19 protein-coding genes are annotated in these 23148 nt (G+C 62.5%); 7 read left to right on the forward strand and 12 right to left on the reverse strand.

Translation table 11 applies throughout. The features are described from left to right. The first annotated feature begins 135 nt into the window (after positions 1 to 135). Positions 136 to 969 (forward strand): aminoglycoside phosphotransferase family protein, encoded by an 834-nt coding sequence (locus AAIL66_RS11680; protein WP_034360279.1) that lies wholly within the window; start codon positions 136 to 138, stop codon positions 967 to 969. Positions 970 to 1021: 52 nt separating this feature from the next. Here AAIL66_RS11680 and AAIL66_RS11685 read toward each other — a convergent pair whose 3' ends face one another. From AAIL66_RS11685 to AAIL66_RS11700, 4 genes are read right to left on the reverse strand one after another with little or no spacing between them, the layout of a single operon-like run. After that, positions 1022 to 1282 (reverse strand): hypothetical protein, encoded by a 261-nt coding sequence (locus AAIL66_RS11685; protein WP_034360276.1) that lies wholly within the window; start codon positions 1280 to 1282, stop codon positions 1022 to 1024. Between the two features lie 18 nt (positions 1283 to 1300). Further along, complete coding sequence (locus tag AAIL66_RS11690) at positions 1301 to 1693, reverse strand: nuclear transport factor 2 family protein (protein ID WP_034396877.1); 393 nt, start codon at positions 1691 to 1693, stop codon at positions 1301 to 1303. A gap of 17 nt (positions 1694 to 1710) precedes the next feature. Continuing rightward, the gene (locus AAIL66_RS11695; protein ID WP_343496804.1) at positions 1711 to 2610 is read right to left on the reverse strand and encodes a twin-arginine translocation signal domain-containing protein; all 900 of its coding nucleotides are present in this window, start codon (positions 2608 to 2610) and stop codon (positions 1711 to 1713) included. Positions 2611 to 2660: 50 nt separating this feature from the next. After that, on the reverse strand, positions 2661 to 3299 hold the full coding sequence (locus AAIL66_RS11700) for a DsbA family protein (protein ID WP_034378341.1): 639 nt from the start codon (positions 3297 to 3299) through the stop codon (positions 2661 to 2663). Between the two features lie 79 nt (positions 3300 to 3378). On the opposite strand from AAIL66_RS11700, the gene AAIL66_RS11705 reads away from it, so the two are divergent. Further along, positions 3379 to 4314 carry a LysR family transcriptional regulator gene (locus tag AAIL66_RS11705; protein ID WP_343496805.1) on the forward strand — a complete coding sequence of 312 codons (936 nt, stop codon included), beginning with the start codon at positions 3379 to 3381 and terminating at the stop codon, positions 4312 to 4314. Positions 4315 to 4575: 261 nt separating this feature from the next. Here AAIL66_RS11705 and AAIL66_RS11710 read toward each other — a convergent pair whose 3' ends face one another. Both AAIL66_RS11710 and AAIL66_RS11715 read right to left on the reverse strand, forming a co-directional pair. Continuing rightward, a complete protein-coding gene (locus AAIL66_RS11710; RefSeq protein WP_343496806.1) occupies positions 4576 to 5346 on the reverse strand; it encodes a glucose 1-dehydrogenase in 771 nt (256 codons plus the stop codon). A 237-nt stretch (positions 5347 to 5583) separates the two neighbouring features. Then, the gene (locus tag AAIL66_RS11715) at positions 5584 to 7008 is read right to left on the reverse strand and encodes a coniferyl aldehyde dehydrogenase (protein WP_343496807.1); all 1425 of its coding nucleotides are present in this window, start codon (positions 7006 to 7008) and stop codon (positions 5584 to 5586) included. Between the two features lie 124 nt (positions 7009 to 7132). Here AAIL66_RS11715 and AAIL66_RS11720 point away from each other — a divergent pair, with 124 nt between their 5' ends. The 3 genes from AAIL66_RS11720 (at position 7133) to AAIL66_RS11730 (ending at position 10594) form a co-directional block, all read left to right on the forward strand. Continuing rightward, complete coding sequence (locus tag AAIL66_RS11720; protein WP_343496808.1) at positions 7133 to 8467, forward strand: MFS transporter; 1335 nt, start codon at positions 7133 to 7135, stop codon at positions 8465 to 8467. A gap of 22 nt (positions 8468 to 8489) precedes the next feature. Continuing rightward, positions 8490 to 9326, forward strand: coding sequence for an SDR family oxidoreductase (locus AAIL66_RS11725; RefSeq protein WP_343484396.1), 837 nt, complete (start codon positions 8490 to 8492; stop codon positions 9324 to 9326). A gap of 158 nt (positions 9327 to 9484) precedes the next feature. Next, positions 9485 to 10594, forward strand: coding sequence for a Rieske 2Fe-2S domain-containing protein (locus AAIL66_RS11730; protein ID WP_034360249.1), 1110 nt, complete (start codon positions 9485 to 9487; stop codon positions 10592 to 10594). Between the two features lie 176 nt (positions 10595 to 10770). On the opposite strand, the gene AAIL66_RS11735 is transcribed toward AAIL66_RS11730, so the two are convergent. Both AAIL66_RS11735 and AAIL66_RS11740 read right to left on the reverse strand, forming a co-directional pair. Further along, positions 10771 to 11496: an EthD domain-containing protein gene (locus AAIL66_RS11735; protein WP_343496809.1), complete on the reverse strand. Its 726-nt coding sequence runs from the start codon at positions 11494 to 11496 to the stop codon at positions 10771 to 10773. After that, the gene (locus AAIL66_RS11740) at positions 11493 to 12788 is read right to left on the reverse strand and encodes an MFS transporter (protein WP_233425230.1); all 1296 of its coding nucleotides are present in this window, start codon (positions 12786 to 12788) and stop codon (positions 11493 to 11495) included. Before AAIL66_RS11740 ends, AAIL66_RS11735 begins: the two co-directional genes overlap by 4 nt. 297 nt (positions 12789 to 13085) lie before the next feature. Between AAIL66_RS11740 and AAIL66_RS11745 the strand changes: the two genes are divergently transcribed. Both AAIL66_RS11745 and AAIL66_RS11750 read left to right on the forward strand, forming a co-directional pair. Beyond that, the gene (locus AAIL66_RS11745) at positions 13086 to 14801 is read left to right on the forward strand and encodes an amidohydrolase family protein (RefSeq protein WP_343496810.1); all 1716 of its coding nucleotides are present in this window, start codon (positions 13086 to 13088) and stop codon (positions 14799 to 14801) included. A 254-nt stretch (positions 14802 to 15055) separates the two neighbouring features. Beyond that, positions 15056 to 15496, forward strand: coding sequence for a hypothetical protein (locus AAIL66_RS11750; protein WP_034378327.1), 441 nt, complete (start codon positions 15056 to 15058; stop codon positions 15494 to 15496). A gap of 102 nt (positions 15497 to 15598) precedes the next feature. On the opposite strand, the gene AAIL66_RS11755 is transcribed toward AAIL66_RS11750, so the two are convergent. The 4 genes from AAIL66_RS11755 to AAIL66_RS11770 form a co-directional block, all read right to left on the reverse strand. Further along, a complete protein-coding gene (locus AAIL66_RS11755) occupies positions 15599 to 17224 on the reverse strand; it encodes an AMP-binding protein (RefSeq protein ID WP_343496811.1) in 1626 nt (541 codons plus the stop codon). A 265-nt stretch (positions 17225 to 17489) separates the two neighbouring features. Further along, positions 17490 to 18848, reverse strand: a complete 1359-nt coding sequence (locus tag AAIL66_RS11760; protein ID WP_343496812.1) for an MFS transporter — start codon at positions 18846 to 18848, stop codon at positions 17490 to 17492. A gap of 103 nt (positions 18849 to 18951) precedes the next feature. After that, positions 18952 to 21363, reverse strand: a complete 2412-nt coding sequence (locus AAIL66_RS11765) for an acyl-CoA dehydrogenase (protein WP_343496813.1) — start codon at positions 21361 to 21363, stop codon at positions 18952 to 18954. A 28-nt stretch (positions 21364 to 21391) separates the two neighbouring features. Beyond that, positions 21392 to 23098, reverse strand: coding sequence for a GMC family oxidoreductase N-terminal domain-containing protein (locus AAIL66_RS11770; RefSeq protein WP_343496814.1), 1707 nt, complete (start codon positions 23096 to 23098; stop codon positions 21392 to 21394). Positions 23099 to 23148: the final 50 nt, after the last annotated feature.

Below are 23148 nucleotides of genomic sequence, written 5' to 3' on the forward strand. Positions count from 1 at the left end.
CCTTGACAGGCATGCCCGACACTGCGGAGCCCCGGTCAAGGATCTGCATTGACCCGTTGAAACCACAGCCGTCAGCGGACATTGGCTATCGCACCACATCTTCGGACTGCATGAGTTCGCTCGAAAATCAGCCAGATGCCCAACCTCGACCTGTTTGATATCCATCTCCACCGCTGGAGTGCGAAGGCGGCTGGTGACCCCTTCACAACTCATACAAGTGACCTTCTGCCAGTCATCCTTGCAAGGAACTGGGCAGATCTTCCTGCGATGATCAAGATCACGCGAAACCTTGACGAGCGCATCGGAGGCAGAGTGCTTCAATGGTGGGACGGCAATGGAGCAGCGCGAGTCTATGCTTGCGACCAAGATTCAGGAGCGCTGCTGATGGAGCGCGCAACCGGCTCCAGGCATTTGCTGCACATGGCTAGAGAAGGCGAAGATGATGCAGCGACAAGCTGTATCTGCCGCACCATCGAGCAACTGCATTCAAAGAGGTCCTCGGCACCACCCGAAGAACTGCTGCCGCTGACGGATTTTTTTAGGTCACTCGCGTTGATGGCGCAGCAGGAAGGCGGCTTGATGGCCGAATGCGCAACGGTGGCAGCTGAGCTGCTGCATGAGCAGCGCGAGCCTGTCGTCCTGCATGGCGACGCGCACCATGGCAACATACTCGATTTCGACAGACGTGGATGGCTGGCGATAGATCCAAAGCGCGTCACAGGTGAGCGGTACTACGACTACGTTAGCGTGCTGTGCAACCCCGACCTGGAGACTTGCACCGACCCGGGGCGCTTTGCGCGGCAGCTTGCAGTAGTCATCAATGTCACGGGGCTGGAACGTTGGCGTTTACTCAAATGGGTTATGGCTCACGCCGCTTTGTCGGCAGCCTGGTTCCTGGAAGACGGAGAGCGCACCAGGGCCAACAGGCAACTGGCCGTTGCGCATCTCGCCCGACAGGCACTGGGATGAGGCTTCCAGCTCTGCCGCCAAAAAGCCGGCTCTCGGACGGCCGGCCTCGGGTTCACGCGCCGGACCGAGCGCGCAGCGCCGCTTCGAACCGGGCCAGCTCCTGCTGCAGCGTGCCGCGCTGCCTGAAGCGCAGGCCTGCCCGCTCATACCAGTTCTCGGCGTCCTCCAGATCGCCTTCCTGCAGATGCAGCAGTCCGTGCAGCCAGGCCGCGAGCAGGCCTTCATGTCGCTGCACGGCATCGTGCGCGGCATTCCATTGCCCGGCTCGCATCAGCGACAGAATGGCTTGCAGCTGCGCATTGACTTCGCTCATGACAGGACTCCGTCGCGCTCAGGCCAGCAGCGCCTGCTGCACCAGGTGGCTGTCCACATACTGCTCCATGCTCGTGATCCTGCCCTCCTTGAGCCGGTACAGGTGAGCGAAGCCCGCCGTCATCGCCTTGCCCGTCTTGCGGTAGGTTCCCGAATAGACGCCGAAAGCTGCCACACGGTCGCCATCGGCCAGGTAGGTGTGGACCTTGGCGCTGTAGCCGTCCCACTCCGTCGCCAGCCGCTGGAACACGCCCGCGACGATCTGCTGCGGGCCGACATAAGTTCCTGCATAGGGAAAACCGGCGGCCTCGGTCCATTGGGCATCGGGCGCCAGTGCTGCCAGCAGATTCCTGCCGTTCTCTTCGGACGAACCTTCGTAGGTCGCGCGGATGATATCCAGATTGGTGGTCATGGTGTGCATCCCGGGCTTCAGCCCCACTTCATCTCACCCATGGCCACCTTTGCGCCGATCTGCAGCGCGGCGGCCAGGCCGGCGTCAGGGTAGCGCTTGTTCATGGCTGCGATCAGCGCGTCGCCATTGGCCGCCCTGGCCAGCTCCTGCTCGAAGGCCAGCAGGTACTCGCGGGTGTAGTTCACGGCCGAAACATCCAGCGTTCCATGGGCACCGAGGTGGCCCGGCACGATCACGGCCGGATTGCGGGCGGCGATAGCTTCCAGGTTCTTTACCCAGGCCGCGCGAGAGGCTGCCGTCGGGGTATCGGCCGTCCACACATGCAACCCGGAGAAGATCAGCACGCCACCGAAGACCGCATTCAGCGAGGGGACCCACAGGTAGCGGCGGTTCTCCAGTCCTTGTGCCTTGACGATTTCGATGGTGTTGCCTTCCAGCATCAGTGCAGGGCCGTCATAGGCTTCAGGAAAGACGATGTCGGCGAGCTTCTGCGGCCCGTTCTCCTTGAGCTGGGGCGCCCAGGTAGCTATCTTCTTTTGCACATTGGCACGGATGGCGGCAATGGTGTCGGAGGCTGCCAGCACCCTGGCGGCGGGGAAGGCGGCCTTGATCGGGCCCAGGCTGAAGTAATAGTCCGGGTCGCTCTGGCTGACGTAGATGGTGGTCAGCTGCTTGCCCGATGCCTTGATGGCTTCGGCCACGGCGCGTCCATCGGGCAGGGAAAAGCCGCCGTCGATGAGAACGGCCTCCCTATCGCCCGAGAGCAGCACGGGCGCACGGAAAAAGCCTTTGTCGCCTGCGGGAAAGTGCTTCCATTGCAGCCTGGAATGGCCGCTCACAGCTGCGGCGCAACCAGCCAGGCCTGTGGCAATGCCGACAGCGGCAGCGGTTTGAACAAAGTCTCGGCGATTCATCATGATGGTCCTTCAGTGAATTTCAAAAATGGCGGGGGTCAGACGCGAAAGGCTCAGGCCGCGCTGAGCTGCTCGGCAAAGGCCTGCGGGTTGGAGTAAGCGGCACTGGAGTTCAGCAATTGGCGCTGGCCATTGGTTTCCAGAATGAAGCTTGGAACTCCACGTGCACCAAGCTGGCTCTGCAGCGCCTTTGCACTCTCGATGCGGGCTCGATTGGCAGCCAGCAGTTCGCCATCGGACCGGCGCAGGCTTGCAGCAGCCTGCTCCAGCCCCAGGGCCTGCAGAACGGCCATCAATGTGTCCGGTTGCGTGATGTCCTCGCCATTGACGTAGCGGGCATGCTGAATGGCCTCAAGGGCGTCAAGCTCACGCTCTGGGGTGCACAGACTGACAGCGCTCAGCGCCAGGGTGGCCGGGCCGCTGTCGAACAGTTGCTGACGATCCGACAGCACATGGCTGCGGTAGCGCTCGCTAAAGCGCTGGCCCGTCAGGCGCTCGATTCGCTGATCGTTGCTCCAGGCATAGGCTGCAAAGCCATCGTCCATGAGACGTGCACCCGCGCCTGCGAAAAGGCCGCTGGGCAGCAGGCGCAGTTCGACCTCAGGCACTTTGCCCAGGGCCGCCACCGCTGCGGCGGCACCGTAGCACCAGCCGCACAGGGGGTCGAATACGTAATGCAGGGTCTTGGTCACCGAGGGCTCCGTTGCTTCAATACCGTGATCGTAGGAACAAAGCATTGACAGAAAAAGCCTGATCGAATAGATAAACTGTATGCCAATAGCAAACAATTCAGAAAAATCCGTCGCCGGCAGGCTTGCCAATCTCAAGCGCCTGGCCTACTTCGCGGCCGTGGTGGAAACCGGCAATTTCACGGCGGCCGCGGACCGTCTGGGCATCACCAAGGCCGTGGTCAGCCAGCAGGTCGCAAGGCTGGAGCGCGAATTCCACACGACGCTTCTGACCCGCACCACCCGCAAGGTCGTTCCCACCGATGCAGGCCGGATCTTTTATCAACGCTGCGCATCCATCCTCAAGGAAGCGGGCGATGCTTTCGACGAGCTGGGGGAAGTTGCGGCCGAGCCTTCGGGAACCTTGCGTCTGACCGCCCCGCTGGACTATGGCATCACGGCAGTGGTGCCAGCCATCACCGAGTTCACGCGGCACTACCCCCAATGCAAGGTGGACGCCGTGTTCAGCGACCAGCCGCTTGATCTGATGTCGGGGCAGGTCGAGCTGGCAATCCGCGTCGGCTGGCTTTCCCACTTGAATGTGCAGGCCCGTCAGATCGGGAGCTTCAGGCAATTGCTGGTCGCCGCTCCCTCATTGCGCCGGCAAGTGACGCAGCTCAAACAGCCACAGCACATCAGCGAGCTTCCCTTTGTCGCGAACACGGCCTTGCGTGAACCCTGCAACTGGAGCTTCTCGCGCAGCGAGCTGGAGCGCCAGAGCGTGACAGTGCACCCTGTGATCTCGCTCGATGCGACACTGGCCGTGCGCGAAGCCGTGCGTCATGGGGCGGGCTTGTCGGTACTGCCCGACTTTGCCGTGGCCGATGATTTGAAAAGCGGCGCGCTGATACAGGTGCTGCCCAGTTGGTCGCTGCCATCGGGGGGCGTTCATGCCGTGTTCCCGACCGCACGATTCCGACCGGCAAAGGTCAAAGCCTTCGTGGACCTGATGCAGGAGCAAATCCGCTCCAGGGCATGACCAAGGTCGGCCATCAGACAGCTGACAAGCGGCTCAGGCGATGGCATGCTGAAGACACATCGGACCACCACCGCACAGCAGCCACGCCATCCGGGCAGCAGCTTGCAGACCTTGCAGTTGCGCTTGACCGGGAACGCAGCGGCTCGATTCCCGCTGCGGATCGAGTTCAAGCGACATCGTCAAGAGTGCATAGAAAAAGGGAGCCCAAGCCCCCTTTTCCTGTGCGAGGCGGTCGCTCCCGCCCGAGCGATGCCATCAGACTCAGAAGTTGGGCGCCTCCACACCTCCGTCCACCCCCAGCACTTTGCCGGTCACCCAGCTCGATGCGGGGCTGGCCAGAAACAGCGCGGCACTGGCGATGTCTTCGGGCTGGCCCATGCGTGCCATGGGTGTGGTCTTTTCCATGCGCTCCTTGCGATCCGGCGTGAGAAACGGCGCCAGTGCATCGGTCATGATGGTGCCGGGCTCGATGGCGTTGATACGCACCCTGGGACCGAAGTCCTGCGCCAGGCAGCGTGTCATCTGGTTGAGAGCGGCCTTGGCCGCACCATAGGCGCTGAAGTACTTTTGCGAGTAGCGTGCCGCCGTCGACGAGATATTGACCACGGCTCCGCCGCCCGCAGCTTCCATGGCCGCGGCCGCCTTCTGGATCAGCGTGTATGCAGGCACCACATTGAACGCCAGCATGTCGCCCACGGCCTTGCCCGCCACCTTGCGCGGGTCGTTGGGGCCGCCACCGCCCACATTGTTGATGAGCACATTGATCTTGCCCAGCTCCTCCACAGTGCGGACGATGAGTTTGTCCAGATCTTCGTCCTTGTTCACATCGCCCTGCACGGCAATGGCGCGGCGGCCCAGCGCTTCAATTTCGGCCTTGACTGCCTTCAGATCCGCCTCGGTGCGCGCAAACAGCGCCACATCGGCGCCGGCCTTCGCCAGCGTGACAGCGCATGCACGGCCGATACCCTTGCCCGCGCCGGTCACCACGGCCACCTTCCCCTCCAGCGAAAACTGGCGAAAAATCTCGTTCATGTCTCTTCCTATGATTGCGTTCAGACCCGCCCATGCTCTGCACGAAACGCGTTCAGGACATCAGCCAAACGGACCATGGGACAAGTCCCATGGCCTGCCCCTGCAGCCTGCGTCAACACGCGAGCATTGAGCCCTTGAAATTGATAGCGCTGCACCAGGGCAGAGCCGCGAATCAGACAAAGTCCAGATCAGGGACTGCGAGCAAGGATCTAGACAGCCCCGCCGCCGCGCAACGGCTCAGGGGGTGACTGCTGCCTGCAGCATCTGTTCGAACTGCTCGTTATAGGGCGGCAGCATGCCCCACTCGCGACGCGGGTCGTGGTTGCCGGCCTTGTAGACGGAGCGGGCATGGCTGAACTCGAGAAAACCCTCGCGGCCATGATAGTGGCCCATGCCCGAAGCGCCCACGCCGCCAAACGGCGCATCCTCCAACGCCGGATGCATGACCACATCATTGATGGAGACACCGCCGGACAGCGTGTTGTCCAGCACCCAGTTCTGCTCCGTCTCGTCGCTGCCGAAGTAGTACAGAGCCAGCGGGCGCTCACCGGCATTGATCGCGGCCACGGCGTCGCGGATGTTCTGGAAGCTGCGCAGCACCACGGCCGGGCCAAAGATTTCGTGCTGAGAGATTTCGGCTTCAGCTGGCGGGTTGACTACCAGCGCCAGCGGCAGGCGGCGGTCTGCGCCGGCTTGCGCGGCGCCGACTTCCAGTACGGTCAGACCGCGCGCCTTGGCATCATCGACATAGGCTTTCACGCGTGCGTGGTGGCGCTCGTTGATCACGGGCGTCATGTCTGCGTTACCTGTCACCGAGGGATACAGTGCCTGGTATTGCGAAGCAATGCCATCGGCCAGCGCCTGCAGGCGGGATTCATGGACCCAGACCACGTCGGGTGACACGCAAAGCTGGCCGGAGTTGAGCGACTTGCCTACGGCGATGCGCTCGGCCGCATTGGCGATGTCGGCGGAATCGCCCACCAGCACGGGAGACTTGCCACCCAGCTCCAGCGTCACGGGCACCAGGTTCCTGGCGGCAGCAGCCATGATGAGCTTGCCCACGCTGGTGGAGCCCGTGAAGACCATATGGTTCCAGGGCTGCTCGGCAAACGCCGCAGCCACTTCGGGGCCTCCCTGCACCACGGCCAGCACCTGGGGATCAAAGCGCCTGGCCACGGCCTCGGCCAGCACCTGGGCCGTACGCGGCGCAATTTCGGAGGGCTTGAGCACGGCCCGGTTGCCCGCCGCGAACGCGCAGGCCAGCGGCGACAGCAAGGTGAACAGCGGCGCGTTCCAAGTGCCGATGATGCCGATCACGCCCTTGGGCTGGTACTTGACCCAGGCCGTGGCGCCAAACATGTCAAAGGGTTTGACGCTGGGACGTTCGGAGTCACCCAGCCAGTCCCTGAGGTGATCGCGTGCATGCTTGAGCGAGGAGAGCGAGCCAAGAATGTCATTGGCCAGCGAGAACACGGCGGGGCGGCCACCAAAGTCTTCGCCCATGGCCTGGCAAAGTTCCTCCTTGTGCTCCACCAGCATATCGATGACTTGCTGAATGCGCTGCATGCGCACATCGGCGCTGACCGCAGCCTCTTCGATAAAGGCCTGTTTTTGCATGTCCAGCAACTGGCGAATGCCGATGGACGAATTCGTCTGGGTCATTTTGTCTCCTCGATATTTCTCTTGAAAGCCATGAACGGAAGGCACATGCTCAGACCTCCGGATTTCGCGGTCGTCGTCCAAAAAGACGATGGCATAACCCTAAGCCCCTCGCACGATGCAGCGCATGCACACCCCTCAAACTCCGCCTCCCGCCGTCAGCTGGCGCACTCATCTCAGCCTCGCCCTGCTGGCGCTGGTCTATATTTTCTCCTTCATTGACCGACAGGTTCTGTCTATTTTGCTGGAGCCCGTCAAACAGGAATTCGGCGCCTCCGATACCGAGATGGGTTTGCTCACGGGGCTGGCCTTCGGTCTGATCTATGCCATGCTGGGTGTGCCTGTGGGGCGTCTGGCCGACACACGCAACCGCCGCAACATCGTGGCCCTGTGCTGCGGGATCTGGAGCCTTGCCACCGCTGCCTGCGGCATGGCCACCCAGTACTGGCACATGCTGCTGGCCCGCATGAGCGTGGCCGTGGGCGAAGCCGGCGGCATGGCGCCCTCGGTGTCCATAGTCTCGGATCTGTATCCTCCCAAGATGCGTTCGTTTGCCATCAGTCTGTTCATGATGGGACCCAACCTGGGAACGCTGCTGGGACTGGTCATAGGCGGCATGGTGGCCCAGCATTACGGCTGGCGCTCCGTGTTTCTCGCCTTCGGCATTCCGGGCGTCATTCTTGCGCTGCTGGTGTATTTCTTTGTCAAGGAGCCGGCACGTGGCGCCTATGAAAGCATCAAGCCTGCAGCTCAAGACAGTGCTCCGCGCGAATCCATGTTTCGCCAGATAAAGCGCCTGCTGGGCATGGCGCCGCTGCGCTATATCTGCATCGCCTGCGGCGTGGCCGGTATTGCAGGTTATGGCTACGGTGTCTGGGCGCCGAGCTTTTTCATGCGCATTCACGGCATGAGCATCTCTCACGCCGGCCTGGTGTTCGGCCTGGCCAGCGGCCTGGGTGCCGTTTTCGGCGCCATGTTCTGCGGCTGGCTCAGCGACAGATTGACCCAGCGCGACTCGCGCTGGCAGCTGCGTCTGGCCGCCATGGGCACCTTCTGCGCCGTGCCTGCAGGCGTCGCCGTGTTTTTCTGGCCTGTATCCGACTTCTGGACGGTTGCCGGCATCAAGGTCCCCTATGCCATGGCATTTGCCCTGCTGTTCGGCTTTTTTGCAAGCTGGTTTGCCACGCTCTCATACAGCGCCGTCAGCCAGATGGTGACTGCAGCCGAACGCAGCGTCGCCTCGGCACTTCTCAATCTTTTCATGACCTTGCTGGGCGTGGGCCTTGGTCCGCTGGTAACCGGCATTCTGTCGGACTACTTTGCCCGGACCCATGGCTCCGAAGGCCTGCGCTGGGCGCTGATGGGCGTGACCTCGCTGCTAGTCATCACTTCGCTTTTCTTCGCGTTGGCCATCCGCCCCTATAAGCAGCGCCTGCAGCAGTTGCAGATGAATGCCGCCTGATCATCAAAAATTGGAGACTCTCATGAGCCGACCCGTAGTTCTCATCACCGGTGCCAGCCGCGGCATTGGCGCTGCAACCGCCGTCTTCTTTGCCACCAAGGGATGGCGCGTGGCCATCACCGCCCGCACGCTGACCGAAGGTGCGCAGATGGAAAACCAGCTGCGCCTGCCCAACGGCCAGCTTCTGTCCGGCAGTCTGGAGTCCACAGCCAAGGCCATTGAGGCCGCTGGGGGCGAGGTGTTTCCGCATGTCATGGACCTGATGGACCTGAGCAGCCTGGACAAGGCCGCCGACGCCGTGCTGACACGCTTTGGCCGTGTCGATCTGCTGATCAACAACGCCGTCTACCAAAACCGCGAAATCAACCATCTGATCCCCGAGATAACGGCCGAGTCGCTGCAGCGCTCCATGCTGGGCAATGTCATCGCCCCTTTCCATCTGGCTCAGCGCCTGCTGCCGGCCATGGCGGCACAAGGCGGCGGCCGAATCATCAATGTGTGCTCGGCTGCGGGCCAGTACAACCCGCCCGTGCCCGCCGACCAGGGCGGCTGGGGCTTTGCCTATGGAGCCTCCAAGGCCGCCATCGCGCGCCTGGCCGGCTGCATCAACACCGAATACAAGCAGCAGAATGTGCGCGCCTTCAGCGTCAACCCCGGCGTGGTGAGCACCGAGGCCGTCAAGGCCACGCTGGGCGACGATGGCCTGCTGGCTCAGCGCTATGGTGCCTCCACCCCCGAAGAAATTGCGGCGGCACTGTTCTGGCTGGGCACTGAGAAAGACGCTCTGCCACTGGCCAAGAGTTACACCATGATTGACCTGCAACCACTTCACAAAGAGCGCGTGGCTGCGACCATGTGAGCCGCAGGTAAGCGTGCGCAAACACCCGACCAAGGGCAAACCCTGTGCGGTTTGCGCCAGATCAAAGCCGCGCCTTCACTCGTCCAAACAGAGTATGCGCGGCGACGCCGCTTGCCAGAAGATTCATCCGTCCAAAACTAAATACGGAGACCTCTGCAATGGCAACCACGAAGGACTACCGCCTCGGTGAATTCACCTACCCACGTGGCTGGTTCATGATTTCCGAGGCCAAGGCGCTCGACACCCACAAGCCCGTGGCCGTGCGCTTCTTCGGCCAGGATTTCGCGCTGTACCGTGGCCGCGAAAGCGGCAAGGTCGTGCTGCTGGACGCTTACTGCCCCCATATGAAGACCCATCTGGCAGCGCCCAATGCCACCAGCTATGTGGTGATCGACGGCGGCGGCAGCAATGTGGAAGGCGACGGCATCCGCTGCCCCTATCACGGCTGGCGCTTCGGCGCGGACGGCAAGTGCAACCACATCCCCTATCACGACGGAGCCATTCCGGCAGCGGCTGCGGTCAAGAGCTGGAAGGTTGTCGAGCAGTACGGAGCCATCTGGGTCTGGTTCGATCCCGAAGGCGGCGAGCCCGACTACGATCTGCCCACTTTTGGCGACTGGCATGACGAGACCTATGTCAACGGCCAGTGGGACTACCTGGGCGAGCTGAACCAGCACCCCATGGAGGTCGTGGACAATATTGCCGACTATGGTCATCTGAGCCCCATCCACGGCTCCACCGTGGCACGCTTCGAGAACGAGTTCAAGGGCCACAACGCCATCCAGCGCCAGTGCGGCGGTCACCGCACCCTGGTGGGCGAAGGCGGCGCCAGCGCCGATCTGCACACCGACACCTGGTACCACGGCCCCTCCATCCTGGTCTCCAAGGTCAGCGGCATGTTCAACTCCTTCATGATGATCATGCACACCCCCATCGAGGACGGCAGGATCAAGGTCTGGCACAACCTGCTGGTCAAGACTGCACACGGCGGCCTGCCCACCAAGGCGGACGAAATCGCGGCCAAACAGTACCAGGAGGCCAGCCGCCTGGCCTTTGCCCAGGACTTCGAAGTCTGGTCTCAGAAGGCGCCCTGCCTGAACCCGCTGTTCATCCCCAGTGACGGCGCCTTCCTCAAGGCCCGCATCTGGTACAAGCAGTTCTACAACCCCCGCGCCAAGGCGGCCGAGTATCTGGACCAGTGCGAAGGCAGGTACATTCCTCGCGGAATGGTGGCCTATACCCAGGAAGCCGAGGAAGCGACGGCCTGATCCCGAGAATCTCCAAGGCCAAAGGCCCATGCGCTTGCATGGGCCTTTTTTTGTCGGGGTGAAGGTCTGCCTTTTAAAACCATAGCTTCCAGCGCTTTATCTCCATGGAAATTCAATACAAAACATATTGAAATCCTTATTCATAAAGCGCAAGCAGCTACTATCTTTTCAATCCCTCAAGGTCTGGCATGTGTCACCTCCGTCAGCATGAAGACATGCTCGCCCCAGCCGAACTCGCCGTCCTGCGCACGGGCCGAGACATCGAGTGAAGCCGCTGCCGCCTGCGCCTGCTCCACCGTGTCAAACCACCACTCGACCACATGGCGGTAGCCGTAGCCGGAAGGAGGCTGCTCATCGACGGTGTTGCAGACAATGCGGCTGGCCAGGCCCAGGGCAAGGCTTTGCCACTGCGGTGGACAAATCTCCGGCAAGGCCGCAGCCCCGCGCCAGACGTCGCTGCGCTGCAAAAAGCCGATCAACATGACTTGTTTATGCTGCGGCAAGACATCTGTGCACAGGCTGCCACGCAACACCTGCTGACGGCATAGCAGCGAGAAATTGCGAACATAGTCGGCAAACACGCGCGGCTCGTCGGGGCGCATGACGGCCAGAGTTTCGGGGTCGCTCCAGATCGCAGAGCCCGCTTCGCGCTCGGCCAGCACCATGAGGTTGACGCCGTCATAGTCCTTGCCCAGCTCTGCGGCATCTGCCTGCAGATGTCGTGAGCACTGGGCCACGGCCTTGACGCGCTGGCCCACGTTGCGACACTGGCGGCCCAGCGCGGAATGCTCGCGCCATGCCTGCGCGAACTCCTCCGGGCGCAGCGCCGGGTTGCGCCGCGCCAGATAGATCATCTTCCAGACGACGCAAGAATCCTTCTCGGTCACTTTTTCCGCCTTCATGCGGCAGCGACCACGGGCGCGTGGGCCTTGCGATAGGCGCCGGGGTAATGCTGCAGAGCACGGTAAAACGCCCATACCGCGGGCAGCAGCGTGCACATCATGATCGCCATGGCATAGCGCAGGCCTTCGCCGGGCGCAACAGTGTTGAGCACATCACTGAGCCAGCCGGCCACAATAGGCCCCACTCCGTTGCCCAGCAGGGCTCCGGCCATCAGCACCATGGCGCTGGCCGTGGCGCGCCGCTCGGTCGGCACGACCAGGCTCAAGGCAGCGTAGGTGGCCGGAGCCCACCAGGATGTGAAGAACGAATAGATCAACATGCAGGCCATGGACAGCATGAACATGTCCGAGCCCACCAGCAGATAGCCGAAACCCAGCACCATGGCCAGGCTGGTGCCGATCACGGGGATGCGAATCTGCCAGCGCACATCGCTGCGCGCCAGCCGGTCCGTCAACCAGCCAGAAAAGAGGCTGCCCGAGACCGAGAGCACAGCGGCCCCTGCAGAAATCGTCCCCGCCTGTTTGAGACTGAGATCGAAACGCCGCGCAAGCAAAGCCACATTCCAGGCGCCGATCGAGATTCCCGCGATCAGGACACAAGCAGCGCCCACGATTAGAAATCGGGTCACGGGCTCTCTCCATATCAAGGCGACGGCAGATTTGGCCTGCTGCCGGCCGTCCTGCGGCTCGGAGATCACCTGCGCGATGGCCCGAACGGGTTCGCTGATGCTCAGGCGCAGCACCAGGGACAAGACCATGATGGCCACACCGATGATGACCATGGTCACACGCCACCCCCACCACTCGGCAAACAACGGCCCCAGAAGCAAAGCCAGCAAGGCGCCCATCGCATTGCCGACACCAAAAACACTCATGGCACGCGAGCGCTCATGGGGCTTGTACAGATCGGCCAGTATGGACATGGACGCAGCGCCGCCACCGGCATCCCCCAATGCGGCACCGGCGCGCGATGCAGTCAGTCCACCCGAGCCAGTGGCCAGCGCGCCCAGCGCCGCCACGCTGCCACCAACGCCACGGCACCAGGCAATCAGGCTGCGGCGCTCTTTTCTGTCTGCCAGTCGTCCCAGAGGAATGCCCAGCACTGCGAACGTCAGCGCAAAACCGAGTCCGGTGATCAGGCCGATCTGCAGGTCCGAGAAGCCGAACTCCTGCTTGATGGGCTGCAGCAGCACAGCCAGGATCTGCCTGTCCATGAAGGTCAGGGCAGACAAGGCCGTCAGCAGCGCCAGCACATACACTCTTGATGAGCTTTGATGATTTTTGTTTGTCATTGTTTTCTTGGTTTTTTGCATCACGTCATGGCTCTCGCCGCTGTTCACGCCTCAGCAGCGCTGTCTGCCCTCGGACGGAAGGAGCGCGGGAGCAGGTCTTTGCGCACGTCTCGCATCGCGGCCGCATCCATGTCCAGTCCGATGGCGCCGCCTTGAGCATCGTGGTCATGAGCAGCCGCCCTCACATCGTCCCAACGGACGATTCCCTAACCCGGATTGGCCTTGGGTGCGGATTGCCTCTTAATGGAATGCGGCTGCGGGCTCGACCGCATGCCAGAACCTCAAGGAGACTGACACATGCCGCATTTCGACTTGCTGATCCGCAACGGCCGCATCGTGGACGGCACCGGCGCCCCTGCTTACCGCGCAGACCTTGGCGTGCGCAACGGGCGCATCGCCGCCATCGGCCAAGACCTGGGAGCCGCCGCGCAGCAAATCGATGCCGACGGATTGCTGGTGACACCGGGCTTTGTGGATGTGCATACCCACTTTGACGGTCAGGCGACCTGGGATGAAAGGCTTTGGCCAAGTTCCCAGCAGGGCGTGACCACCGCAGTGATTGGCAACTGCGGCGTGGGCTTTGCCCCCTGCCGGCCCGAGGACCGCGACACGCTGATTGCGCTCATGGAGGGCGTGGAAGACATCCCCGACACCGCGCTGCATGAAGGCCTGCCCTGGAACTGGGAAAGCTTTCCTGAGTATCTGCAAGCCTTGGCAGGGCGGCACTACGACATCGATATTGCAGCCCTGCTGCCTCACGGTCCGCTGCGCGTCTATGCCATGGGAGAGCGCGCCATACGGCGCGAGCAGGCCAATGCCGAGGACATCGGCACCATGCAGGAGCTGATCAAGCAAGGTCTGGCCGCCGGTGCCGTTGGTCTGTCAACCTCGCGCACCATGGCCCACCGCTCCAAGTCGGGGGACTTCACCCCCATGTACCAGGCCGTGAGCGAGGAGTTGCTGGAGCTGGGACTCTCGCTCAAGAGCTATCCGAACAGCGTCTTCCAGATGATCTCGGACTTCGAGCACATCGAGGACGAATTCGGCATCCTCACACGCGTCAGTCAGGGCACGGGCTGCGCCGGCACTCTCACCGTGCTTCAGTATCCGCACCGCCCGCAGCTGCACCGAGAGCTGCTGCAGCATATTGAAACAGCCAATGCCGGCGGGCTGCGCATCATGGGCCAGGTGCTCAACCGCCCTGTGGGCGTACTCATGGGGTTTGAATGCAGCCTGAACCCCTTTTCCAGCAAGCCCAGCTATGAAGCGCTGGCACAGCTCAGCCCGGCAGAACGCATCAAAGAGCTGTCCCGACCAGGCACGCGCAGCGCCATCCTCGGCGAGAAGGACCGCAATCCCCATTTGTTCATGGAGTATTTCGGCCAGAACTTTGCGGGCATGTACCCCTGGAGCGGCCAAGAGCCCAACTATCTGCCGCAAGAAGGCGATTCGGTTCAGGCTCTGGCCGACGCAGCCGGCCAGCCACCGCTGGATTGGATGTATGACTTCATGCTGGGCAATGAAGGTCAGGCACTGGTCTATCTGCCCATGGCCAACTATCTGGACCATGACTGCAGCGCCCTGCACGAGCTGCTCGGCCATCCCCACACCGTACCCGCCTTGGGCGATGGCGGTGCCCATGTGGGCACCATCTGCGACGGCAGCGCCACGACCTTTCTGCTCACCGAATGGGTGCGCGAGCGCGGCCTGTTCAGCATCGAGCAGGCCGTCCATATGCTGACGCAGCGGCCGGCTTCGCTCTACGGCTTTGCCGACCGAGGAGTCCTGCAGGTCGGCAAACTGGCAGATCTCAACCTCATCGATCTGCAGGCACTCAAAATTCTGCCGCCGCACATAGCTCGCGACCTGCCCGCCGGCGGCAAGCGCTTCCTGCAAGGCGCGCAGGGCTATCGCTACACCATCAAGTCCGGCCAGATTACCTACCGCGACAGCATGGCCACCGATGCATTGCCGGGCCGCTTGCTCAAGCGCAGCGAGCACAGGGCCAACTGAGCGCTGCCGATCCTACCCCCAGGCCTCGAACCCGGCTCTTGAGGCCTGCGCTCGTTTTTCATCCCCTCCTCATCCAAAAACGGCCCCAATCCGTCAGACCCGCCCTGCTTGCGAGCAGCCATCCTCCCTGGCCTCCTTCGCAGAAATAGGGCGCCTCGACCAAGCGCCTTGAGCAGGCACATCGAGCAGATCGTGTTCACTCCATGCGGATGCCAGCGATATAGTGACCCCGTCATCTTCCACGTCCATACCCCATGCATTTGCGCAAGTTCCGTATCCCGCCTCAGATCTGGCTCATGCTGCTGAGCTTTTGCGTCATGCCTTGCAGCGCGCAGGAAGCTGCGGCCTGGGAAAAGCAGGTCACGGGCCGCACTTCCATCACCAGGCTGGGCACGATTGACTACGAGGTGGGCTACAGCAGCGCAGGCTTTGACCATTTCTCTTCTGAAATCGTGGCCAGATGGAATGACGGGGGAGCGCAGGAGCAGACGCTGTACGAAGGCATTTACGACCGGCCGCCCGCCAAGGTCTGGGGGAACGGGCCCCATCTTTGCATTGCCATGCAGGCCTGCGCGCGGTATTCGGATCGCTGCAGCCGGTATGTGATTGCACACCGCTATGACACGCAAGCCAAAGCCTTTGTGGCCCTGAAGTCCGAGAAGACTGCGCGCCGGATCTGCGCTGCGCCACGCTGAAGATAAAAAAAAGAAGGAGGCCGGAGCCTCCTTTAAATCCCGTCGTCAGGCGCGACGAACAGGGTATCCCTTGTGCTGTCTGTAACTGTTCTTCCCTCCGGTTCAGGCCGCTACGGCGCTCAGCGGTTCATGCTCCGCCGCATAGGCCTTGGCCCAGCGGTAATCCGCCTTGCCTGCCGGGCTGCGCTTGACTTCAGTGGCCAGATACACGGCGCGCGGCAGCTTGTAGCCCGACAGATTGCTGCGGCAGATCTTTTCGAACTCCTGCAGATCAAACTCGTGGCCCTGCTGCACCTGCACCACGGCCACCACCTTGCTGCCCCAGCGTTCGTCAGGAAAGCCCACGACCACCACATCCTGAACCGGCGGGTAGCGGCGCGCGGTTTCCTCCACCTCTTCGGGGTAAACCTTCTCGCCTCCTGTGTTGATGCACTGCGAACCACGGCCCAGCACCACATATTCACCCGTGGTGTCGATGCGGGCCCTGTCCCCTGTCAACACCCAGCGGCTGCCCTCGACCATCACAAAGGTCTCGGCCGTTTTCTTGGGATCTCCGTAATAGCCCAGGGGCATGTGACCACGGCGCGAAAGAATGCCTTCCTCACCTGGCTGCGTCAGAATGCGCAGATCTTCGGAGATCACGCTGAGGTCGGGACGCGGCGAGATGCGCATAAAGCCTTCGCCCTCGGGCGTTTTCTCCCCTCCGCCCAAGACACCGGATTCGGAGCTGGCCATGCCGTTGTTGAGCACCAGATGAGGCACCTGCACCAGCAGCCGCTCCTGCAGATGACGCGAGAACACGGCACCGCCGTTGCCGAAGATCATCAGTGACTTGAGAGGCCAGCGCCCGGGGTTCTTCTCCAGCGTCTGGATGATGGGCAAGGCCATGGCATCGCCGACCACGGCCATCACATTGATCTGGTGATGCTCGATAAGATCCAGCATGTGTACGGGATCAAAGTTCTTGCGATCATTCACATAGACCGGATGTCCGGAAAACAGGCTGATCAGGGTGGCCCACATGGCTGCGCCATGCATGAGCGGTGCCGCCGCCAGATAGGCCAGTGCCGGGCCGTTGGGTACCAGTTGCAGCAGCTCCTCCGGCCTTTCGATGGGAGGTCTGCGGAAGTAATAGCCGCCACCGCCCAAGGCCCCCATGAACAAGGATTTATGCGGCCACATCACCCCTTTGGGCAACCCCGTGGTGCCGCCGGTGCAGAGCATGAAGATATCGTCATCGCTGCGCTCGGCGTCCGTAAGCTCCCGTCCACCTTCGGCCAACACGCGCTCGTAGGGTTGCACTGTCCTGGGCAGGCCATGGCGCTCCTCGCCAACCCGCAGCGCCAGACGCAAAGTGGGCACCAGGGCAATGACTTCCAGCACCGACGCATCGAAGTCCGCACCATAGACCAGGCCGCGCAGGTCCAGGCTGTTGAACAGCCCCTGAAGCTCATCGGCCACGTAGCGGTAGTTGACGTTGACCGGCACGGCACCGATCTTGCAGCAGGCGAAAAAGGCCTCCAGATACTCGGCGCAGTTGTAGAGCTGGATGCCGACGTTGTCGCCCCGTCCTACGCCACGCGCACGCAGCGCATTGCCCAGCTGATTGGCTCGCTCATCGAGCTGTTTGAAGCTGAGCTTCTGGCTGCCGCAGCCAAAGGCAATGCGATCCGGCACAGCTTGCACCACCAACTCAAAAATATCCGCCAGATTGAAGGTCCGTGTCATCTCTTGTCTCCGTCTGTCTTCCCGTTTTTACGAATCCACTTGTCCCGCAGGTGCTGCAATGCTCGACGACGGTCTGTCCACATTCATCGTCCGCTTGAACCTGGTGCAGACCCTTGTGGTTTCGAGGGGGCATGCTCGCAGATAGGCAAGCCGCACCCAACAGAACCTACCCTTAAAAAACTTCCGCCATGGCATTTCCCAAGACTTAGTCGAAGAAAGCACAATCTCAGTGGAAACTCTCTCCATCGTCTGTTTCCAGATCGCCTCAGGCGATCTTTTTCGCAGTCACCATCGATGCATAGGGCTTGATGGTCCAGGCATAGATCAGCAGTGCCAGCGCATAAAAGGCGAGCATGCAGACCAGCGCCCAGCGCAGCGATTCACTGCCCGCCCAAACGATGAATGCATCGCTGAGCAAACCCACCGTCAGAGGTCCCAGACCACCGCCAACTGCAGTCAGCAGCAGGTTGTAGATGGACAGAGAAGTCGCCAGACGGCTGGAGGCAATCACATTGGTCAGTGCAGCAAACACCGGCGCGGCCCAGAAGCTGGAGAAGATGGAGAACAGGCCGTAGTAGGCAATCGCATGCGGAATCTGCAAGCCGGCCAGCGTCCACTGTCCCGCAGAGTCATTCAGATAGAAAGCCAGCCCCAGCGGAATCGAAATCAGCGTCCCCAGAACCGGAACGCCAATCTGCCAGCGCACATCCCTCCTTGCCATCAGATCGGTGACCCAGCCACTGAGCAAAGCCCCGAAAATCGCCCCCGGCCCGCCGATGAATCCCATGATGGCGCCCGCGTCCTTGAGCTGAAGACCGTGGGAGCGCACCAGGAACGCGGTATTCCACATGCCGATCGCATAGCCCGAGAACGCCATCAGCATGCTGGCCAGCCCCAGGCCCACAAACGCCTTGTTGCGCACCAGGGCTGACATCACCTCGCTGAACTTCTCGGTTGCTGCCTGCACCACGGCACGCCCCTCCTGCGCGCCGCGCACAGGCTCACGGCAAGTCATGCGCAGCACCAAAGCGATCAGCACGCCGGGCACAGACAGCCACAGAAAGGCCGCACGCCAACCATGGTGCTGGGCAATCCAGGCTCCCACGCCCAGGCCCACCAGCGAGCCCAGATGCGGGCCCAGGCTGAACACGCTCATGGCTCGGCTGCGCTGTTCGGGCGGGTAGACGTCGGCGATCATGGTGGTCGATGCCGCCGTGCTGCCCGCCTCGCCCACAGCCACGCCCACACGAGCAGCCGTCAGGCTCCAGAAGCCCACCGCCATGCCGCAAAGACCCGTGGCAACGCTCCAGCCGGCGCAGCACCAGGCAATCAGGTTGCGGCGGTTGGTACGGTCGGCAAAGCGGCCAAATGGCACTGCCAGAATGCTGTAGAACAGAGCAAAGGCCAGACCCGTGAGCAGGCCCATGGCACTGTCCGAAACCCCCATCTCCTGCTTGATGGGCTGAATCAGCACCCCCATGATCTGACGGTCTATCATGCTCACGCCATAGACGAGCAACAGCACCAGCAGCAGATAGTGACGACGCCAGCCCGTCACATTGCTGGCCGGCATCACCCTGGCCGAAGCGGCTTGCGGCACACGGGCCACAGCAGATGCACTCATTTCCTGTCTCCTGAAAAACGTGATCTCCGCCACGTGGATTGAATGGAGTCTTGTATGCCCAGTAAAAAGGACGCGGCACATTGCGGTGTGCCGCGCCAAGTCACTAGGCAAGCAGTTCGCAGAAGGGCAGGTCCTTGTCCGCACGGGGCTCGGCAGCCAGCCCCAGCACGCGTTCGCCAATGCTGTTGAGCACCACCTCGTCGGTACCGCCCGCAATGCGCATACCGGCAGAGCCGAACCACAGGCGCTCCACCATGGCAAAACGCTCTCCAAGTTCGCTGGCGGCCAGCACACCTCGCTCGCCCAGCAAGTCGATGGCGAAATAGCTAAAGGACTGCAGTGCGGCAGCGGCCACGTTCTTGGCGCCGCTCATTTCGGGGCCGGGCTGACGACCCTTGCTCAGCGCCGTCAGAGCGCGGCACTGCAGCAGCCATAGCGCCTGCTCCTTCAGATAGAGGTCGGCCCAGCGCTCGCGCAGGCGACCGTCCTGCAGCGCCGGCCTGCCGTCAAATCGATGATCGGCCAGCAAGCCAGCCGTGGTGCGCCACAGCTCGGCGGGCATCACTCCGCCAATGGCCAGGCGCTCTGCCATCAAGCCTGTCAACGTGACCTTCCAGCCACCACCCAGCTTGCCCACCATCTGACTATCGGGCACGAACACGTCCTCGAAGAAGACTTCGTTGAACTCGGACTCTCCCCCTGCCTGGCGAATCGGGCGCACGGTAATGCCCGGCGACTTCATGTCCAGGAAGAAAGTGGTCAAGCCTTCAAACTTGCTGGCTTGGGGATTGGTACGAGTCAATACCAGACCAAACTGGGCAAACTGCGCGAGAGAGGTCCAGACTTTCTGGCCGTTGACGATCCATCCCTCGCGGCCATCGGTCGCACGCTCGGCACGGGTACGCACCATGCCCAGGTCAGAGCCTGCGCCGGGTTCACTCAGCAACTGGCACCAGAGGTTTTTTCCGCCCAATGCCGGTGCCACATGCAGGGCCAGCACTTCGGCGCTGGCGTGCGCCATCACCGATGGCAACACCATGCCCAGGCTGACATTGAACATGCCCGTGGGCACCTTGACCTTGCCCTCCTCCTGGCGCCAGATCAGCTCCTGCATGGGTGTACCGCCCCGGCCACCCAGCACCTTGGGCCAGGTAATCGCACCAAAACCTGCTGCAGCCTTCTTGCCCTGCCAGAGCCGGGCTGCCTCCATGCGCTGCTCGGCAGTCATGTCACGACCGAAGTAGTCGTCGGCATTGGCCTTGGGCTCGGCATTGGCTTGCAGCCAGGCGCGGCATTCGGCGCGGAAGGCGGCCTCTTCGGGCGTGTCCTCAAAGTCCATGGACTGGCGGTCAGTCGCAGCCGAGCTCTGCACAATCGTCTCTTTCGCAGGAGCAAGCAACCGCTTTTGCAACTCGGCCGCCACCTGCTCGCGCCAGGCGTGGATACTGCCCAGCTCCACGGCCTGCTGGCGCGCACGGCGGTAGAACAGATGGCAATCCAGCTCCCATGTATAGCCCATGCCGCCGTGGGTGTGCAGGTTTTCCTGTGCAGCATCCGACAGCGCCTGAGTGCTGCTCACGCGTGCTGCGGCGGCTGCGCCGGGCAGCTCGGACGCACCATCAGCCAGAGCCATGTCTGCCGTCAGCGCCCAGGCTCCGTAGTAGCAATGCGCACGGGCCAGCTGGTTGTTGGTGTAGAGATTGGCCAGCTTGTGCTTGATGCCCTGATAAGACCCAATGGGCCGGCCAAAGGCCTTGCGCTCCCTGGCGTAGTGGCAAGCCATCTCCAGCGCGGCGTCGGCTGCTCCCAGCTGTTCAAAGGCCAGCATGACGGCAGCACGATTGCGCACGCGTGACAGCACCTGGGCAGCGCTGCTGGCTCCGTCAAGTTGCTCGGCCGCCGTGCCGTCAAAGCGCAACAAGGCATAGGGCTTGGAAGGATCCAGCGTCTTGAGCTTCTTGCGCTGCACCGAGCCGTCACACCTGAAAGCCACCAGCACATCCGCCCCCATCGCATTGCGCGCCAGCGCCACCCCCCATTGCGCGGCCATGCCATCGGCCACCAGCGGACACTCCCCCTTCAAGGTCTTGCCGTCAAACAGGGGCAGAGCGTATGGCGGCTCCTGCCCGTCCGTCGGCGCTGCCAGACAGCCAATGCTTCCACCCGAAACCGGTAGCAGCCATTGCCTTCGTTGCGCGGACTGCTCCTGTGTAGATAGCAGGACGGCCTGCACCGCCAGATACATGGTCGATGCCAGAGGCACGGGACTGAGCTGGCGGCCCACTTCTTCGGCCACCACGCACATCTCCATGGCACCGAGGCCGATACCGCCACAGTCCTCCGGCAGCATCAGGCTGCTCACACCCAGCTGGGCCATGCCGCTCCATACGTCCTGGGCATGGTGACCCTCGCCCTCGAGCAAGGCACGCGCCTGCGTCAGCGGCGATTCCCTGGTCAGGAATTTTCGTATTTCGTTGCGCAATGCGCTCTGGTCGTCACTGAAATCGAAGTTCATCTTTTGTCTCCGCCCATTCTTCCAAAGCTCAGACCGCGGCGGCGGCGCATGCGCCATCCGGCAGCACGGCTGCCACACTCCACCGCCTTGCAGCAGGCGGGGCCAGGCCCAGCACCAGATCCGCGCCCTTGTCGCCAATCACCACCGATGCCGCATTCGTGTTTCCCGACACCAGATGCGGCATGACCGAGGCATCGATCACGCGCAGGCCCTGCACGCCCTTGACCCGGAGGTCGGGCGTGACCACGCTTCGCGGATCGGCCGCATGGCCCATGCGGCAGCTGCCGCAGGCGTGGTGGCCCGATCCCATGTACATGGAGATCCAGTCCAGAAGCTCCTCGTCGCTTTGCAGGCCAGGTGCCGGGCGCGTCTGCGCTTCGATCAGGCCGGCCAGCGCGGGCTGGTGGGCAATCCTGCTGGCCATGCGTACTCCATGGAGCAGCGCCTTGCGGTCACGCTCGTCATGCAGATAGTTCATGCGAATGCTGGCCAGCTCCTCGGGCTTGCTGCTCCTGAGCCTGAGCTGGCCGCGTGAATAGGGCCGCACCTGATAGGGCGCCATCGTCATGCCGGGGAAGGCCTCGGTGCGGTAGTTCTTGCCGCCCTGCATATAACCCTCGATATCGCCGGTCACGGGCAGGCCGTGAATCTGGATGTCGTTGTAGGGCAGGCTGGAGTCACTGCGGAACCATGCGGCAAACTCCGAGGCTGGCATGGCCATGGCTCCCTGCCTGGTCAACAGGTACTGAATGAGCGAAGCGCCAATCCCCAGGCCGCGCAGCGAGCGGTTGAGGCTGGGCGTTCCGGCCTTCATGCGCCAGGACATGGGGACAATCGCATGGTCCTGCAGATTGGCGCCCACCCCGGGCAGATCCACCTTGACCTCGATCCCCATCTCCTGCAGGTGCGCTGCCGGGCCGATGCCCGAAAGCATCAGCAACTGGGGCGACTGCAGGGCCCCTGCACACAGCAGGACTTCCTTGCTTGCGCGAGCTGCATGGCTTGCGCCGGCCTTGTCCCTCCAGTGCACCGTGCTGGCGCGCAGCCCGTCCAGACCTATGCGGGTGACCAGCACCTGCATGCGCACATCCAGATTGAGCCGCCGCATGGCGGGCTCGATGGCGTTTTTGGCCACCGACGAGCGCTGACCATTCTTGAGATTGACCTGAAACAGCCCTGCCCCGTCAGGATGGCCGTTGTTGAAATCCTTGCATGCGGGCATGCCGGCTTGAATGGCAGCCTGCACCATGGCCAGCGATACCGGATGGGGATTGTGCAGGTTGTTCGCTGTCAGCGGCCCGCCGCGCCCATGCCAGGGCCGGGTGAATTCTTGTTCGCTGCGCTGCTGGTCTTCGGTGCGCACAAAGTAGGGCAGCAACTCGTCATAGCTCCAGCCCGCCGCCCCTTGCTCAGCCCAGCTGTCGAAGTCCGCGCGATCGCCGCGCACATAAATCATGCCGTTGATGGAAGATGAGCCTCCCAGGCGCTTGCCTCGCGGCAGGCTGATGCGGCGCCTGGCTGCGTACTGCTCGGGCTCTGTTTCGTGCCCCCAGGAATAACGGGAACTGTTGATCATCTGGCCCCAGCCAGAAGGCATGGAGACCAGCAAATCCTTGTGGCTTGCGCCGCCTTCCAGCAGCAGGACCTTGTGCTGTCGGTTCTCGCTCAGCCGTGCAGCCAGTGTGCCGCCCGCCGAGCCCGCGCCTATGACGATGTAATCGAAGACTTCATCCATGGCTTGTCTCCATTGATGTATTTATCGGATGAGTGTCTGCACATGGGGCG

This window comes from Comamonas sp. F1-6 (assembly GCF_039581415.1).
Lineage (GTDB): Bacteria > Pseudomonadota > Gammaproteobacteria > Burkholderiales > Burkholderiaceae_C > Comamonas > Comamonas thiooxydans.